Origin of the sequence: Halomonas alkalicola (assembly GCF_030704205.1) — a bacterium.
GTDB classification, from domain to species: Bacteria; Pseudomonadota; Gammaproteobacteria; order Pseudomonadales; family Halomonadaceae; genus Halomonas; species Halomonas alkalicola.
Map to the genome: position 1 here is coordinate 3,073,138 of NZ_CP131913.1, position 14,598 is coordinate 3,087,735.

Sequence of the window (14,598 nt, forward strand, 5' to 3'; positions counted from 1 at the left end):
AAAATCGGTTATAATTCAAGAGCCTAACCAAGAATCAGCCGACACACAGCCGCCATGACAAAATGTACCACGCCCACCGCCACCTTTCCACGCTGCAAAGGCCGTCAGATCACCGCCAGCTTCGATGGCGGCGAGGTCACCTCTGACGGTGGCATCCTGCTGCTGCGGCAGCTCGACCGCGAGATGGGCCTGACCCGCGCTATCGCTCGCCGGCTGAGTGATGACCGCGATCCTCAACGCTGCCTGCATCGCACCGAAACCCTGGTTCGGCAGCGCGTGTTTGGCCTGGCGCTGGGCTACGAGGATCTCAACGACCACCAGGCGCTGCGTCACGACATCGCCCTGCAGACCGCCGTCGATACCGACGGCGTGCTGGCCAGCCAGTCCACGCTGTGTCGCTTCGAGCAGCAAGCCGATCGGGACTGGGCGGTCACCATCCACGAGGAAATGATCGAGCAGTTCATCCGCTCGTTCCGGCGGCCACCCAAGAAGCCGCTCTACCTCGACTTCGATGCCACCGACGACCGGGTGCACGGCCAGCAGCTCGGGCGGCACTTCAACGGCTACTACAACCACTACATCTTTCTGCCGCTGTTCGTGTTCTGTGGCGATCAGCTGCTGGTCAGCTACCTTCGCCCGGCCTACCGAGATGCCGCCCACCACGCCGGCGCCATTCTTGCCCTGCTGGTTCGGCGGCTGCGCCAGGCGTGGCCTGAGGTAAAGGTCGTATTCCGCGGCGACAGCGGCTTCTGCCGCCCGCTGATCCTCAGTTGGTGCGAGCGCCACGGTGTCGACTACATCGTCGGCCTTGCCGGCAACCCGCGGCTGGCCAAGCTAGCCCTGGATATCGACTACGAGTCAGCTATCCGCTTCGAGAAGACCCGTGAGAAGCAGCGAGTCTTCGGCTTCATCGAGTACGCCGCCAAGAGCTGGAAGAAGCGCCGACGAAAGGTGGTCGTCAAATCCGAGACCAGTTGGCGTGGCTTCAACACCCGCTACGTGGTGACCAACCTGCGCGGCTGCAGCGCAGAGTGGCTCTACGACCACCGCTACTGCGCCCGAGGCGAGATGGAGAACCGCATCAAGGAGCAGCAGCTCCTGTTCTCAGACCGCACCAGCTGCCACCAATGGTGGCCCAATCAGTACCGACTGCTGCTCTCGGGGCTGGCCTACCTGCTCCTGGAGCGGCTGCGTCGGATTTACCTTAAGCGCACCGCCTTCGCCCAAGCCCAGGTCAATACCATCCGCCTGAAGCTGCTGAAGATCGGCGCTGTCATCACCCGCAACACGCGCACGATTCGGCTGATGTTGAGCAGCCAGTACCCGGAGCAGGACCTTTTCCTGAAGCTGGCCAGCAAGCTGGTGCCGGGATAGCGCCGCGGCGTGCTGTCCCCGGCACAGAAAACACATGGGGGTTGGGGGCAGTGCGTCCTGAACTCAGCAATTTGATCAATATATAGCCAATTTCAGGCCCGGAGAGGGATCACACTCTCCGGGCCTGAAACCTGAGAGCGTCTGGTCGGCCCGGTGCAACATCCGGGCTAGGGAGCGTTAACAATTAGGCCAGCCATATGACGGCGGATACAAGGTTGAGTAGCGACTGGTAGTTTCTCGCCAGTCGCTCATAGCGTGTTGCCAGCCGCCTGAACTGCTTGATTTTCTGGAAGAACCTTTCTACCAGGTTGCGATCCTTGTAACAGTGCCAATCTATCTCGGGGCATTCCAAGCGATTCTTTCTCGGCGGAATCACCGGCTCGGCGCCCACCGCTCGAATGATGTCCCTCAAAGCGGTGGAATCATACCCCTTGTCGCCAAGCACCGCCGCTGGAGAAAAGCCCGCCAGTAACGCTGGGGCGGCTCCGTACTCAGACGCTTGGCCCGGTGTGAGGATTAGCCGTACCGGGTTGCCGAGGGCATCGACCGCCGCGTGGATCTTGGTGCTCAATCCCCCACGCGATTTCCCCATGGCTTCGGTGCTCTGAGCCGTTTTTTTGCCGCCCCATGCTGATGAACTTTGACGATACTGCCATCTATCATCAGCTGCTCCATGTCGGGATCATCGGCTAATGTGTCGATAACCTGCTGCCAGACCCCCTTCTTAGACCACCGGTTATAGCGCATGTAGACAGTGTGCCAGCGACCGAAGGCGTCGGGCAGATCACGCCAGGGAGCGCCTGTCCGGGCGATCCACAGGACGGCTTCCACGAACAAGCGATTGTCCTTGGCCGTCACCCCGCGATCTGAAGCTTTGCCGGGGAGCATGTGCTCGATGCGCTCCCATTGGTCATCACGTAGCATTAGCCGAGGCATAGATCACCGAAAAATGCTGATATTCTAAATCAGCCCGATCTCCATCGGCAATTGTTAACGCACCCTAAAGGTTTCCCCGGGGCCGCCGTTATAGAGAGTAACGGCCACCGGCGCCGTTGTGGCAGGCCCGCTGGGCCTTGAAAGACCAATCGCAGCGGGCCCGCCAATGGAGCCCCCCACGTTAGGAAGGAACATCACATGTCCGTGATCAATACCAACACCACCTCCATGATTGGCCAATCCAATCTGAACAAGTCGCAAAATGCTTTGCAGACCAGCATGGAGAGGTTGTCCTCGGGCCTGCGTATCAACAGTGCCAAGGATGATGCGGCAGGTCAGGCCATCGCCAACCGCATGACCGCTCAGATCACTGGTCTGGCTCAGGCGCAGCGTAACGCCAACGACGGTATCTCGCTGGCGCAGACTGCTGAAGGTTCGCTGAATCAGGTTAACGACAACCTGCAGCGTATTCGTGAGCTGTCCGTTCAGGCCCAGAACGCAACCAACTCTGAAGATGATCTGAAGTCCATTCAGGACGAAATCGGCCAGCGCCTTAGCGAGATTGACCGTATTTCTGGCGAAACCAACTTCAATGGTGTGGAAGTTCTCAATACTAATCAAGGCCTTCAAATTCAAGTTGGTGCTAACGATGGTGAAGTGATTAGCGTAAATCTTCAGACCATCAACGCTAGTACTCTTGGGCTTTCTTCATTTGATATCACTAAGCCGACGGTAAGCAGCGAAAATCTCAGCGATGCTATTGCAGATGCTGGTACTGTAGATAAAACCATCGACGCCCAGCTGCAAGCGAATAGCTTTACTCCTGCTGCTGGCCCTGCAGACACTCTGGACGCCGTGTTTGCCAAGAACGATGGCACCGGTGATCTTGTCGCCCGTGCTGAAGATGGTCAGTACTATAATCTGGAGCGGAATGCCGTTACTGAGGAGTGGGTGTGGGATTCCTCCTCAGCTGCAGTCGATGCTGCTGATGTTGATACTAGCCAAGAGATCACTGATCTTCCGATCAAGATCGCTGGTAATCAGGGCACCCTCAATAGCAGCGGTACTGCAGGGACCTTGGCCGACGGTACGACTACTTTCGAGATCCAGCCGGGTGCGCTATTCCTGCGTAACGATGTGGCAGGAGAGGAATACGCAGCGCTTGGTAATGATGGCAACTACTACGCTGTCGACCTGACCTTTACTACTACCTGAATCCGTGAGACTGGCCCCCGGAAGCACTTCTAACCCACTGACCTGCATGGCAATATAGCCATTATCGCCATTCACCCAGACAGTGCCATGCCCAACATAAAGTTCCGCGCCAGTCGCCGCACCCTCACCAGCCACGCCGGGCTGTCCATCATCGGGCAATGCTTCGAGATCGCTGGCGTCGACAGCATCGACGGCCGCTTCCCCACCACGCTGGGCATGCGCACCAGTGACGTGATCAAGAGCTACCTGGGCCTGCTGTGTCTGGGCATGAGCGACTATGACGCTGTCGAGAACTTCCGCCGCGACAAGCCCTTCCAACAACTGCTGACCCTGCAGAAGGTGCCGAGCGCGGCGACGTTGCGACAGCGGCTGGAGAAACTTGCCGCCAACGACCTGCAGGCGCGCACCGCCACCTGGTCCACGACCCTGCTGTCACTGATCGAAGCACCGATCACCGCCGAGACGACGCACGTCTGCCTGGACATCGACACCTTCGTCATGGACAACAGCAACTCGAAGAAGGAAGGCGTCTCGCGGACCTACCAGAAGGTCGATGGCTACACCCCGATCGCCGCCTATCTGGGCAACGAAGGGTGGTGCCTGGGTCTGGAACTGCGGCCTGGCAAGCAGCACACCATGAAGGAGAGCAACGCCTTCCTGGAGCGGGTACTGCCTCGCGCCCAAGGCCTGACCAAGCAACCGATCCTGTTACGCGAGGACAGCGGCTTCGACAGCCAGGCGCACCTGGCGCTTCTCGAACAGCAACGCCAGGTCTTTGCCGACGAGGGGCGCCGGCTCGACTATGTCGTCAAATGGAACCCGCGCGGCTCGGCCACGGCGGATCAGGATACCTGGTTGGCTGTGGCGGCGGACTACTGGGAAGAGCTGCGTCCTGGCAAGCGCCAGGCGCTGTGGCCGCAGACCGTCTCGATCCACGACGACAACAAGACCGAATACGTCGTCCAACGCGTGATGCGCCTGGTAGAGCGCACCGCCGATCGCGATGGCCAGTTGCTGCTCGAACCGGACTATGAGTTGGAAGGCTGGTGGACCAGCCTGGACGAGGCGCCGGAGGCGGTGATCAAACGCTACCAGGCGCATGCCACCCACGAGCAATTCCACAGTGAGATCAAGACCGATCTCGACCTGGAGCGGCTGCCGTCGGGCAAGTTCGCCACCAACGATCTGATCCTGCACCTCGCCCAGCTGGCCTACAACATCCTGCGGCTGATGGGGCAGCTGGGCATGACCGGCGAGCTGAGCCCGGTGCGCCATCCCGCTAAGCGGCGCCGGATCCGCACCGTGCTACAAGAGCTGGTGCATCGTGCGGCGCTCGTGATTCACAAGGCGCGGCAGATCATCCTCGACTTCGGGCAGGACATCGGGCGCATGACGGTGCTCAAGACGCTGCGGAGCCGACTGCGTTATCCACGAGGAACGCCATGCTGACCGTCAATCGGCGACACTCTATCCACAAGCAGTTCCAGGCGACACGCGATCGCCAGATATGTCGTGCCTGGCGGGTGGAAAGGCATGACAAAACGGGCCGTCAGCACCGATCAGCACGGTGGGTTTTGGCAATAACGGGCTTGCGAAAGCCAACTTGCACGGGGCGAATGATCAAAAAGTGCTCGCTGGCGGTGATAGGGAAAGTGTCGGCGCCGGCTTCACGGATTCAGGTACTACTGATCCTAACCCTGATAACTGGACCTACACAGTCGATGTTAACTATGAGAACCTCGTGCAGGTCAGTGAATCAAACGTAAATACCGCTGCTGCTGCTGAAGTGACTGCACAGACAGAAGCTGTTGGCAGCAGCGTCAATATCTATGGCAATGAAATTAACCCGGCAGATGTGCCTGCCGCAGTTGCTGTGTTTGAGCACTCTGATACCCCGAGTGGTTATGCTGTAGAGGCCGATGATGGCAACTTTTATGCCGCAACAGTTAACACTAATGGTGAAGTGAGCTGGAGTTCAGATACCCCCGCCCTCAACGCCTCTAATGCCTCGGATGACCCTGTTAGTCAAGTCAGGACTGGCGATACTGTGACTGTTGATCTTGACGGTCTCGCTGAAGGTGAAACGCTGCATCAGATTCTGAATGCAGATGGAAACGGTACTGGGGACTATGTCATCAAAGGCGAAGACGCCAATGGCAACACCACGTTCCATAGCGCTACTATCGACAGTGATGGCGTTGTCAGTAAAGGGGCTGACACTGTCAATGTTGACCCTCTGCGTGCCCTTGACGATGCTCTGAGCAAGGTTGATACCCTTCGCTCCGAACTGGGTGCCGTGCAGAACCGCTTCGAAGACGCTATCACCAACCTGAGCACCAACGAGACCAACCTCGCTGCTGCTCGTTCGCGCATTGAGGACGCTGACTACGCGGTGGAAGTGGCCAACATGACCCGGGCGCAGATCCTGCAGCAGGCTGGTACTTCCGTACTGGCACAGGCAAACCAGATCCCGCAGAACGTGCTGTCTCTGCTGGGTTAATGAGTTAGGTAGGCCAGTGGTAAGTGGCTATTCAAAATTTATCGTGCGCTCAGACCCGTAGCCGTCGAGTAGGCGACAGACCTCCTTGCTGAGGTGGTCAAATGAGAGATAGGCACTCAACGGTAGCCATGCGTACTTCATCTGCCGCCACAGAATCTCTATCAGGTTAAGCTCCGGCGAGTAAGCCGATAGGTAGACCAGATGCACACGATGCGACATCCACTCCATAATCTTCCTTCTGAAGGCCTTGGAGCGATGCATGCTGGCATTGTCGAGCACCACGATGGCGAAGGTATCGGGATCTTTCTGGGCCACAAATTGATCAAATGCTTCGATGACTGTCTCGGTAGTCACCGGCTCCGTGGAGGTATGGTAGACCAGCTTCCCGGCTCGGCTGAGGAACCCCAGTACGTTCAACCTTCGGCTATGGGAGGTTCTTCGTCGTTTCATGTGGATTTGGCCTGATCGAACAGGCGGCCCACCGGGCTGCCAATCAGGTAGATCATGGCGATGAAGTTGGCCTCGTTCCGGTAGCCGCGTGCGCGTGACCGAGCCGCCTGGAACAAGCCGTTCATCCCTTCCAGTCGTGCGTTGGTCAGTCCCGAGATCCACCGCCTGACTACCGCGTCGGCGTGCCGCTCCAGCGTCGCCAGGGCCTTCCCCATCGGCTTCAGGAGAGGCTTCTCCGAGACCGCCGCCTTCATGACCTTGAGGTAGTTCGTGATACGCCACCGAGCCGCTCGCGGCGTCGGGGCCTTCTGGATCCAGCGCAGCTTCTCCTTGATCACCCAGGCATCGGACGTGGCGCTCTGGTCGGCCACCAGTTCCTGGAGCGCCGCCAGCTGCTTGGGCGTCAGGTTCTCGTTTTCCAAGCTCTTCAGCAGAGCCCAGCGCAGCGACTTGGGGTGCCCCTGCTCCCGGCGCTCCTTCTTGCGCACTTCGTCCAGCCGCTTAGTGAAGGTCTGCACGATATGGAACCAGTCGCCCGTAACCTCGGCCTTGGGAAGGTGCTCGGCCACGCCGCTGAGGAAGGCTTGTGACATGTCGCAGACGACCTCGACCACGTTGTCCGGATCGCCGCCATGGGCCGCCAGGAAGGCGCTGAAGGCCTTGATGGTGTCCTTGCCGTGGCCTGGGACGGCGAAGATCACCGGCTCCTGCTTGCGCTGCATGTCGAGGAACACAGTGACGTAGCGCTGGCCGCGTCGGGATGCGGTTTCATCGACGCCGACGGTGGCCACATTGCTCAAATCCAGTTCCCCCAGCATGCGGCCGACGTAGTGGTGCACGATGCGCCACAGCCGCTTGTCGGAGATCTCCAGCTGCCGGGAGACGGCCAGTACCGGCATTTCCTTGACCAGCGACATGGCGGCTTGCTCGAACAACAGGGTGAAGTCGCTGCCTGGCCGGGCCCAGGGCACCTCGATGCGCTTGACGCCATGCTCCGGGCACTTGGTGCGGGGCACGCGGGCGTGCAGGTGGCAGTGATGCTGGAAGAAGTTCAGATGCCGCCAGGTCTTGTTGGAGAAGTCGTGAGCCGGACAGGCCTCACCGCACTCAGGGCAGGGGTAGAGGCTGCCGCGCTCGGCCTCGACGTAGAGGTCCAACCGGTGGGGCGATACGGAGGTATCCAGGTGCTGGTCCTTGAGGATCCAGGGCGCTTCCAGGCCCAGGCCGAGGGTCAGAATCTGGGTGCCGTCCATGCCATGCCTCCTGTCGTCGTGGAGGTCATATCCTGGCCCAGCTCAGGGGGCGAATTCCACACCCAACGACGAAGAGCCCTATGGGAGTAGGCGGTCATCTCAAAGGGCTGCCCAATGGGACTCCACGCGTATGGAACCGGTGACGACTGCGAAAAGCCCGACTCATCGAAGTAATAGAGCTCGTGCTCACCCAGGTCTTCCCGCTCCTGAAGCACCTTGAGAAGGCCTTGAGTGTTGCGGAAATCCGTTTCGTCGCGCCGTGCCTTCAGTGAATGCCGAATACGCTTGAAGCTGAGCCTATTTTTTTTTCAGCGCCCTGCGGAGCGTCACCATGCTGATGTTTTTCCCGGTCTCTTCCTGAAAGCGGGCATGCAAGGAGCGGAGCTGGTGGGGCTGTTCGGCGACAAGTTCCTGCAGCCGATGGTGGTCGTCGTCATCCAAGGCCGGCGTGCGGCCACTGCGCGGCTTGTCGATCAGCCCATCAAGCCCTGCTACCTCCCACTGTTTGAGCCATCGAGATACGGCATCGCGGCGGACCTGCAATATCTCACAGATCTGAGCGATGGTATGACCTTGATCGCTCAGCAAGACGGCATGCGCACGTCGACGTAGGGCGCGCTTCTCACCATGGTGATAGGCGGAGGACAGCGTCTGCTGCTCAGACTCAGTGAGAGGTGCAACGAAGCGCCTTGCCATGGTTCCGTCCGTGTCAGTTATCCTACGTACATTATGCACGAAAACTTTCAGTTAGGCACTTACATCTGTGGCAGGAGCCGCGGCTGGAGGCAAGGCAGGAGCAGCAGTAGGTGTATTTGGCGGCCCTGTTGGTGTGGCTGCGGGTGTCGCGATAGGTACTATCGCAGGCGCTATTGCTGGTGCACTTGCTGGGGGTGCTGTCGGTGCAACTTCAGGAGCTGCTGCGGGCCATATAGTTAATAAAAAAATTCTTAATAATTGTCGATGCCTAGAATGCGGCTATCAGTTTAATTTAGAGTATTTTTTTTAGTTAAAAATCGATCGGTTGTTGATCTAATTTAAAAATTGACGGAGATGTTTTTTTTAGTTTTTGACAAATAGATTCGCGTTGACTCATGAGTTTCAATGATGAAAAAGGAGGAAACGGCTTATGCGATCTAACGATAGCCAATCGGATGATTCTCAGGCCCGGGTAGAGCCGCCCGATACGTTTATTCCATCCGGGCCTTTGACACTGGCGAATGCATTTCGTGTCGTCGCGGTGCTGTGTGTTGTAGCGGGAATCTATCTCTTTTTCGAGGCCTTGCAGTATGCGCCGATGGTGGGTAATGCAGCCTATGGCACTGGAGCCTTGCGACTGGGCATTGCCGTGATCGTAGCGCTTTTCCTGCTTCTCGGCGAGAAAGTCTGCCGTCATCTGGACGACTACCATTAGCCGCCTGGTAGGAATCGGTTCTGGGCAGAGTGCAGCTGATGTTATGAGGTCGCTATGAAGCCTGACGAATATCAGCAGGTGATCGATGAGCTACAGGTCGTCATCGACGATACCCAGCGCACCATCGACCGCTTCGAGGCCACCGGTATGGATGAACAGATGCCGGGGGACTACGAAAAGCTACTCGATATTCTGGACGGTGCCGTGAAGCAGCAACGTGAGCATGTGATGGCGATGTTGGGCTGATGGGGGAGAGGCCTGCCTGCTTTCCCTGTTAGCCAGCCCGAAGCTGTGTCTCGGCGAAGTCCAGCAGCCGCTGGTAGTCGCGCTGGCGGATCACGCTCTCGACGATGCCGGCGTCCAGGTTCAGGTAGTCATGCACCAGGGCGTTGCGCAGGCCGATGACCTTGTTCCAGGGGGTGCCGCTGTCGTCATGGCCGAGGCGGTGCAGCTTGGCGAAGGCCTGCCTTGCCTCGCTGGGCACGGCCTGCCCCAGTGCCTTCAGGCGCTGCTTGGCGATGCCGATACAGGCCTCGGTCAGCAGCTGCAGGTTGCGCTCGGCGGCACGATAGAGCAGCGGGCTCAGCCCGCTCGGCTGCGTGGCGGCTTGTGAGAGCTGCTCCAGCTCCTCGGCGAGGGTGGCCAGGTGCTCCCGCATGGCGTCGATATATTCGCGTTCCATAGGAGGTCGGCTCGGTCGATCAGGCGAAATGGCGCTGGTGGTAAAGGTGGTCGATCTCCCACATCGAGCCGATTCGCTGTTCCTCTCGAATCAGCCGCAGGCGATCGTTGGCCTGAAGCACGCGCCCGGTGCGGATGATGACATGCGCCAGGGGCAGCGGCGCGAGGTTGATGTCCACCATCGAGAGCTGATCCTCCGCCAGGCCCAGGGCATCCTGCCAGGCCTGCGCCAGTAGCTCGGGGCGCAAGCGCCGCTCCAGCGGGTCTTTCTCGAATTCCCGGAAGGCGACGGCCAGATCAAAGTCGCTAGCTGGCGTCGCGGTGCCCTTGGCCCGCGAGCCATAGAGCCACAGCACGGCAATCGCGTTGCTGCGAGACGCCAGGTCGGCCAGAGCGTTCTGGATGGCGGTGGAATCCTGCATGGGTCCTGCCTTGGCAATCGGCTGAGGAAGCTTGCGGCAGTCTAGCATTCGGCGAAGTGAATCTATAATCGCCGCTGGTACGCACCAATGGACTCTGATCTGAGCAGGTGCCTGGGGCATGCCGCGAAATTTCTGGGGGCAAATGCTCAGAGTGCTACACTGGCGCTTCTGCTGAACCGTGGTACTCGGAGGCGCCATGTCCACCCTCGCTCGCAAGAAGCTGCCCATCGGTATCCAGTCCTTCGAGAAACTTCGCAAGGAAGGGTGCTATTACGTCGACAAGACACCCCTGCTGCATCGGCTGGTAGAGGAGGGCGGTTATTACTTTCTCTCGCGCCCGCGGCGCTTCGGCAAGAGCCTGCTGCTGGATACCCTGGCCTGCCTCTTCGAGGGGCGCGAGGCACTGTTCGAAGGGCTCTATATCCACGACAAGTGGGAATGGCAGCGCCGCCATCCGGTGATCCGGCTGAGCTTCGGCGATGGCGTGCTGCAGAGCCGCGAGGCCCTGGACGTTCGCATCCGCGACCAGCTGTTCCGGGAGCGTGAGCGCCTGGGGGTGTCGCTTACGCGTGATACCGACATTGCCGGGGAGTTTTCGGCGCTGATTCGCGATGCCCATGCCCAGCATGGCGAACGCGTCGTGGTGCTGATCGACGAGTATGACAAGCCGATCCTCGATAACCTACTGGAGCCCGAGCGCGCCCGAGCCCTGCGCGAGGGGTTGAAGAACCTCTACAGCGTGCTCAAGGATGCCGACCCGCATCTGGCCTTCGTGCTGCTCACCGGCGTCTCCAAGTTCAGCAAGGTGAGCCTTTTCTCGGGGCTGAATAATCTGCGTGATATCACCCTTTCGCCTGCCTATGCCGCGCTCTGCGGCTATACCGATGCCGACCTCGAGATGGTGTTCGCCGCCGAGCTCCCGGGGCTGGATCGTGACCAGATTCGCCACTGGTACAACGGTTATCGTTGGGGCGGGGCTGAGGTGACGGCTGTCTACAACCCCTTCGATGTGCTGCTGCTGTTTCAGGAGCGAGCGTTCGGCCCCTACTGGTTCGAGAGCGCCACGCCGACGTTTCTGGTGGAGCTGCTCCGGCAGCGGGGCGTGTTCACGCCGGCCCTCACTGCCTGGCATAGCCGGCCGGCGCTGCTGGGGCGTTTCGATGTGGACGATATCGCCACCGAGGCGCTGCTCTTTCAGGCGGGCTACCTGACGCTCCACGAGGTGCGCGAGGAGATTCCCAACCGGCCTTTCTACCGTCTGGGTTTCCCCAACCAGGAGGTGGAGATGAGCCTCAACGAGGCGCTGCTGCCGGTGCTGGGGCTGAACGATGATGCCCAGGATGAGCTGATACTGCGGCTGCCGGGCCTGCTCAGAGAGGCCGACTTCGCGGGGCTGGAGAGCTACTTCAAGGCGCTTTACGCCGGCCTGCCTCACGACTGGTACCGCAATAACCCGATTGCGAAATATGAAGGACACTATGCCAGTGTCTTCTACAGCCACTTCGCCGCCCTGGGGGTGCGGGTCACGGTGGAGGATGCCAGCCACCATGGGCGGGTGGACATGACCGTGGAGGCCTTCGGGCAGCTCTACCTGTTCGAATTCAAGGTGGTGGAGCAACTGCCCGAGGGCAGTGCCCTTGCGCAGATCAAGGCCAAAGGCTACGCCGACAAGTACCGCGACCGGGGTATGCCGATCTACCTGGTGGGCGTGGAGTTCTCGAAGGAGCAGCGCCAGATCGTGGCTTTCGAGATGGAGGAGGCAATCACGGGCTGAGGCAACTGCCCGTGCCGGCCAGCACAGAGCGCCCTGCAGGCCTCTATGGAGCGTCTGCTGAACCGTCGTGCCCGGAGGCGCCATGTCCACCCTCGCTCGCAAGAAGCTGCTCATCGGTATTCACCCCTTCAAGTGATCGACCGCCACTGGCACAGCCTAGTGGGGGAGAGGGTAGCCCTCGGCAATCGACAACATGTGCAACATATTGAACATGTCTGATGTCTATGCTATCGTGAGCACAATGCAATGACCGTGGAGAAGTGCCATGAGGGTCGTGTCCTTTACCGAAGCAAGAAACGGGCTAAAGAGCGTGCTGGACAGTGTGATTAACGATGCCGATACGGCCATCATCACACGTCGAGACTCTGAAGATGCCGTCGTGATGTCACTCGATTACTACAACAGCCTGATGGAAACCGTGCACCTGCTTCGCTCCCCAGCGAATGCGGCACATCTGAACAGATCGATTGAGCAGTACCGTTCAGGAAAAGTCGTTGGGCGTAAGTTGCTCGATGACGATGAGTAATCGACTGGTGTGCTGGACGGATGAGTCATGGCGTGATTATGTCTATTGGCAACGTCAAGATAAGAAAACGCTAAAGAGAATCAATAAGCTAATAGCGGACGTCAAGCGCTCGCCGTTTGAAGGTATTGGTAAGCCCGAGCCACTAAAGGAGAACCTGTCCGGTTTTTGGTCTCGACGCATTGACGAATCAAACCGACTGGTTTACGTGGTGGAGGAGTCTTCGATCACGATCATCTCTTGCAGGTACCACTATTGAACCTTGATGGTTTCGCGCAAGTTTGGCGTGGTGACTGCTCCCCGCCCGGCTGGGCGAGGCTTCACGCGGATTCTTGCTGAGAAGGTGCCTGGGAGGAAAAGCTGAGAATGCTCTGCAGACCTCTATGGAGCCTGCGATGCTACACTGGCGCTCTGCTGCACCGTCGCACCTGGAGGCGCCATGTCCACCCTCGCTCGCAAGAAACTGCCCATCGGTATCCAGTCCTTCGAGAAACTTCGCAAGGAAGGGTGCTATTACGTCGACAAGACACCCCTGCTGCATCGGCTGGTAGAGGAGGGCGGTTATTACTTTCTCTCGCGGCCGAGGCGCTTCGGCAAGAGCCTGCTGCTGGATACCCTGGCCTGCCTCTTCGAGGGGCGCGAGGCGCTTTTCCATGGGCTTTATATCCACGACAAGTGGGAGTCGCAGCGCCGCCATCCGGTGATCCGGCTGAGCTTTGGCGATGGCGTGCTGCAGAGCCGCGAGGCCCTGGATGTTCGCATCCGTGATCAGCTGTTCCGGGAGCGTGAGCGCCTGGGGGTATCGCTGAATCGCGAGACCGACATTGCCGGGGAGTTTTCGGCGCTGATTCGCGACGCACACGCCCGGCATGGCGAACGCGCGGTGGTGCTGATCGACGAATATGACAAGCCAATCCTCGATAACCTGCTGGAGCCGGAGCGTGCCCGGGCGCTGCGCGAGGGGTTGAAGAACCTCTACAGCGTGCTCAAGGATGCCGACCCGCACTTGGCCTTCGTGCTGCTTACCGGCGTCTCCAAGTTCAGCAAGGTGAGTCTCTTCTCTGGCCTGAACAACCTCAACGACATCACCTTGGATGCCCCCTACGCCACGCTCTGCGGCTATACCGATGCGGATATCGACCAGGTGTTTGCCGCAGAGCTGCCTGGATTGGATCGCGAGGCGATCCGCCACTGGTACAACGGTTACCGCTGGGGCGGGGAGAACGTGACATCGGTCTACAACCCCTTCGATGTGCTGCTGCTGTTTCAGAAACGCCAGTTTGGGCCCTACTGGTTCGAGAGCGCCACGCCGACGTTTCTGGTGGAGCTGCTCCGGCAGCGGGGCGTGTTCACGCCGGCCCTGACCGCCTGGCATAGTCGGCCGGCGCTGCTGGGGCGTTTCGATGTGGACGATATCGCCACCGAGGCGCTGCTCTTTCAGGCGGGCTACCTGACGCTGCACGAGGTGCGCGAAGAGATTCCTAACCGGCCTTTCTATCGTCTGGGCTTCCCCAACCAGGAGGTGGAGATGAGCCTCAACGAGGCGCTGCTGCCGGTGCTGGGGCTGAACGACGATGCCCAGGACGACCTGATACTGCGGCTGCCAGGCCTGCTGAGAGAGGCGGACTTTGCGGGGCTGGAGTCCTACTTCAAGGCGCTCTATGCTGGCCTGCCCCACGACTGGTATCGCAACAATCCTATCGCCAGGTACGAGGGCCACTATGCCAGCGTCTTCTACAGCCACTTCGCTGCCCTGGGGGTGCGGGTCACGGTGGAGGATGCCAGCCACCACGGCCGGGTAGACATGACCGTGGAGGCCTTCGGGCACCTCTACCTGTTCGAATTCAAGGTGGTGGAGCAACTGCCCGAGGGCAGTGCCCTCGGGCAGCTCAAGGCTCGCGGCTACGCGGACAAGTATCTTGGCCGGGGCATGCCCGTTCATCTGGTGGGCGTGGAGTTCTCCCGGGAGCAGCGCCAGATCGTGGCCTTCGAGGTGGAGCAGGCGCAATTCGGGTGAGCGGGAGCTCTCGTGGTAGCATCGCCGCCCCGAGAGATCGCC

At 59.7% G+C, this 14,598-nt stretch carries 14 protein-coding genes and 2 pseudogenes; 10 read left to right on the forward strand and 6 right to left on the reverse strand.

What is annotated here, in order from left to right:
- Positions 1-54: 54 nt before the first annotated feature.
- Positions 55-1,374: an IS1380 family transposase gene (locus tag B6N23_RS14465; protein WP_305500135.1), complete on the forward strand. Its 1,320-nt coding sequence runs from the start codon at positions 55-57 to the stop codon at positions 1,372-1,374.
- Positions 1,375-1,558: 184 nt separating this feature from the next.
- Here B6N23_RS14465 and B6N23_RS14470 read toward each other — a convergent pair.
- A protein-coding gene (locus tag B6N23_RS14470; protein ID WP_371317400.1) for an IS5 family transposase occupies positions 1,559-2,310 on the reverse strand; the annotation gives its coding sequence in 2 pieces (ribosomal slippage) (positions 1,559-1,984 and positions 1,987-2,310; 750 coding nt in all).
- Positions 2,311-2,508: 198 nt separating this feature from the next.
- Here B6N23_RS14470 and B6N23_RS14475 point away from each other — a divergent pair.
- The 3 genes from B6N23_RS14475 (at position 2,509) to B6N23_RS14485 (ending at position 6,025) form a co-directional block, all read left to right on the forward strand.
- Positions 2,509-3,525, forward strand: a complete 1,017-nt coding sequence (locus B6N23_RS14475) for a flagellin N-terminal helical domain-containing protein (RefSeq protein ID WP_305500142.1) — start codon at positions 2,509-2,511, stop codon at positions 3,523-3,525.
- A gap of 87 nt (positions 3,526-3,612) precedes the next feature.
- The gene (locus B6N23_RS14480) at positions 3,613-4,974 is read left to right on the forward strand and encodes an IS1380 family transposase (RefSeq protein ID WP_305500144.1); all 1,362 of its coding nucleotides are present in this window, start codon (positions 3,613-3,615) and stop codon (positions 4,972-4,974) included.
- A gap of 118 nt (positions 4,975-5,092) precedes the next feature.
- Positions 5,093-6,025 (forward strand): flagellin, encoded by a 933-nt coding sequence (locus tag B6N23_RS14485; protein ID WP_305500146.1) that lies wholly within the window; start codon positions 5,093-5,095, stop codon positions 6,023-6,025.
- A gap of 27 nt (positions 6,026-6,052) precedes the next feature.
- Here B6N23_RS14485 and B6N23_RS14490 read toward each other — a convergent pair.
- The 3 genes and pseudogenes from B6N23_RS14490 to B6N23_RS14500 form a co-directional block, all read right to left on the reverse strand.
- A pseudogene (locus tag B6N23_RS14490) lies at positions 6,053-6,517 on the reverse strand (IS630 family transposase); the annotation flags it as partial.
- Complete coding sequence (locus B6N23_RS14495) at positions 6,472-7,728, reverse strand: ISL3 family transposase (protein ID WP_305500148.1); 1,257 nt, start codon at positions 7,726-7,728, stop codon at positions 6,472-6,474. The pseudogene B6N23_RS14490 and the gene B6N23_RS14495, both read right to left, overlap by 46 nt.
- 2 nt (positions 7,729-7,730) lie before the next feature.
- Positions 7,731-8,424 (reverse strand): annotated as a pseudogene (locus tag B6N23_RS14500) (IS630 family transposase); the annotation flags it as partial.
- A 430-nt stretch (positions 8,425-8,854) separates the two neighbouring features.
- On the opposite strand from B6N23_RS14500, the gene B6N23_RS14505 reads away from it, so the two are divergent.
- Positions 8,855-9,139, forward strand: a complete 285-nt coding sequence (locus B6N23_RS14505; RefSeq protein WP_305500150.1) for a hypothetical protein — start codon at positions 8,855-8,857, stop codon at positions 9,137-9,139.
- 54 nt (positions 9,140-9,193) lie between these two features.
- On the forward strand, positions 9,194-9,385 hold the full coding sequence (locus tag B6N23_RS14510; protein ID WP_305500152.1) for a hypothetical protein: 192 nt from the start codon (positions 9,194-9,196) through the stop codon (positions 9,383-9,385).
- A gap of 28 nt (positions 9,386-9,413) precedes the next feature.
- On the opposite strand, the gene hepT is transcribed toward B6N23_RS14510, so the two are convergent.
- Both hepT and mntA read right to left on the reverse strand, forming a co-directional pair.
- Positions 9,414-9,821 (reverse strand): type VII toxin-antitoxin system HepT family RNase toxin, encoded by a 408-nt coding sequence (hepT, locus tag B6N23_RS14515; protein WP_169958953.1) that lies wholly within the window; start codon positions 9,819-9,821, stop codon positions 9,414-9,416.
- A 19-nt stretch (positions 9,822-9,840) separates the two neighbouring features.
- A complete protein-coding gene (gene mntA, locus B6N23_RS14520; protein WP_305500155.1) occupies positions 9,841-10,242 on the reverse strand; it encodes a type VII toxin-antitoxin system MntA family adenylyltransferase antitoxin in 402 nt (133 codons plus the stop codon).
- A 196-nt stretch (positions 10,243-10,438) separates the two neighbouring features.
- Here mntA and B6N23_RS14525 point away from each other — a divergent pair, with 196 nt between their 5' ends.
- The 4 genes from B6N23_RS14525 (at position 10,439) to B6N23_RS14540 (ending at position 14,556) form a co-directional block, all read left to right on the forward strand.
- Positions 10,439-12,016 carry an ATP-binding protein gene (locus B6N23_RS14525; protein WP_305500157.1) on the forward strand — a complete coding sequence of 526 codons (1,578 nt, stop codon included), beginning with the start codon at positions 10,439-10,441 and terminating at the stop codon, positions 12,014-12,016.
- Positions 12,017-12,281: 265 nt separating this feature from the next.
- Positions 12,282-12,542: a type II toxin-antitoxin system Phd/YefM family antitoxin gene (locus tag B6N23_RS14530; RefSeq protein ID WP_305500159.1), complete on the forward strand. Its 261-nt coding sequence runs from the start codon at positions 12,282-12,284 to the stop codon at positions 12,540-12,542.
- Complete coding sequence (locus B6N23_RS14535) at positions 12,535-12,798, forward strand: Txe/YoeB family addiction module toxin (protein ID WP_305500161.1); 264 nt, start codon at positions 12,535-12,537, stop codon at positions 12,796-12,798. Before B6N23_RS14530 ends, B6N23_RS14535 begins: the two co-directional genes overlap by 8 nt.
- A gap of 180 nt (positions 12,799-12,978) precedes the next feature.
- Positions 12,979-14,556: an ATP-binding protein gene (locus B6N23_RS14540; protein ID WP_305500164.1), complete on the forward strand. Its 1,578-nt coding sequence runs from the start codon at positions 12,979-12,981 to the stop codon at positions 14,554-14,556.
- Positions 14,557-14,598: the final 42 nt, after the last annotated feature.

Excerpts from the sequence above, each read along its gene's own strand:
- B6N23_RS14480 (WP_305500144.1), top strand. The coding sequence starts at position 3,613 with ATGCCCAACATAAAGTTCCGCGCCAGTCGCCGCACCCTCACCAGCCAC.
- B6N23_RS14465 (WP_305500135.1), top strand. The coding sequence starts at position 55 with ATGACAAAATGTACCACGCCCACCGCCACCTTTCCACGCTGCAAAGGC.
- B6N23_RS14530 (WP_305500159.1), top strand. The coding sequence starts at position 12,282 with ATGAGGGTCGTGTCCTTTACCGAAGCAAGAAACGGGCTAAAGAGCGTG.
- B6N23_RS14495 (WP_305500148.1), bottom strand. The coding sequence starts at position 7,728 with ATGGACGGCACCCAGATTCTGACCCTCGGCCTGGGCCTGGAAGCGCCC.
- hepT (WP_169958953.1), bottom strand. The coding sequence starts at position 9,821 with ATGGAACGCGAATATATCGACGCCATGCGGGAGCACCTGGCCACCCTC.
- B6N23_RS14540 (WP_305500164.1), top strand. The coding sequence starts at position 12,979 with ATGTCCACCCTCGCTCGCAAGAAACTGCCCATCGGTATCCAGTCCTTC.
- B6N23_RS14525 (WP_305500157.1), top strand. The coding sequence starts at position 10,439 with ATGTCCACCCTCGCTCGCAAGAAGCTGCCCATCGGTATCCAGTCCTTC.
- B6N23_RS14505 (WP_305500150.1), top strand. The coding sequence starts at position 8,855 with ATGCGATCTAACGATAGCCAATCGGATGATTCTCAGGCCCGGGTAGAG.
- B6N23_RS14510 (WP_305500152.1), top strand. The coding sequence starts at position 9,194 with ATGAAGCCTGACGAATATCAGCAGGTGATCGATGAGCTACAGGTCGTC.
- B6N23_RS14535 (WP_305500161.1), top strand. The coding sequence starts at position 12,535 with ATGAGTAATCGACTGGTGTGCTGGACGGATGAGTCATGGCGTGATTAT.
- B6N23_RS14475 (WP_305500142.1), top strand. The coding sequence starts at position 2,509 with ATGTCCGTGATCAATACCAACACCACCTCCATGATTGGCCAATCCAAT.
- mntA (WP_305500155.1), bottom strand. The coding sequence starts at position 10,242 with ATGCAGGATTCCACCGCCATCCAGAACGCTCTGGCCGACCTGGCGTCT.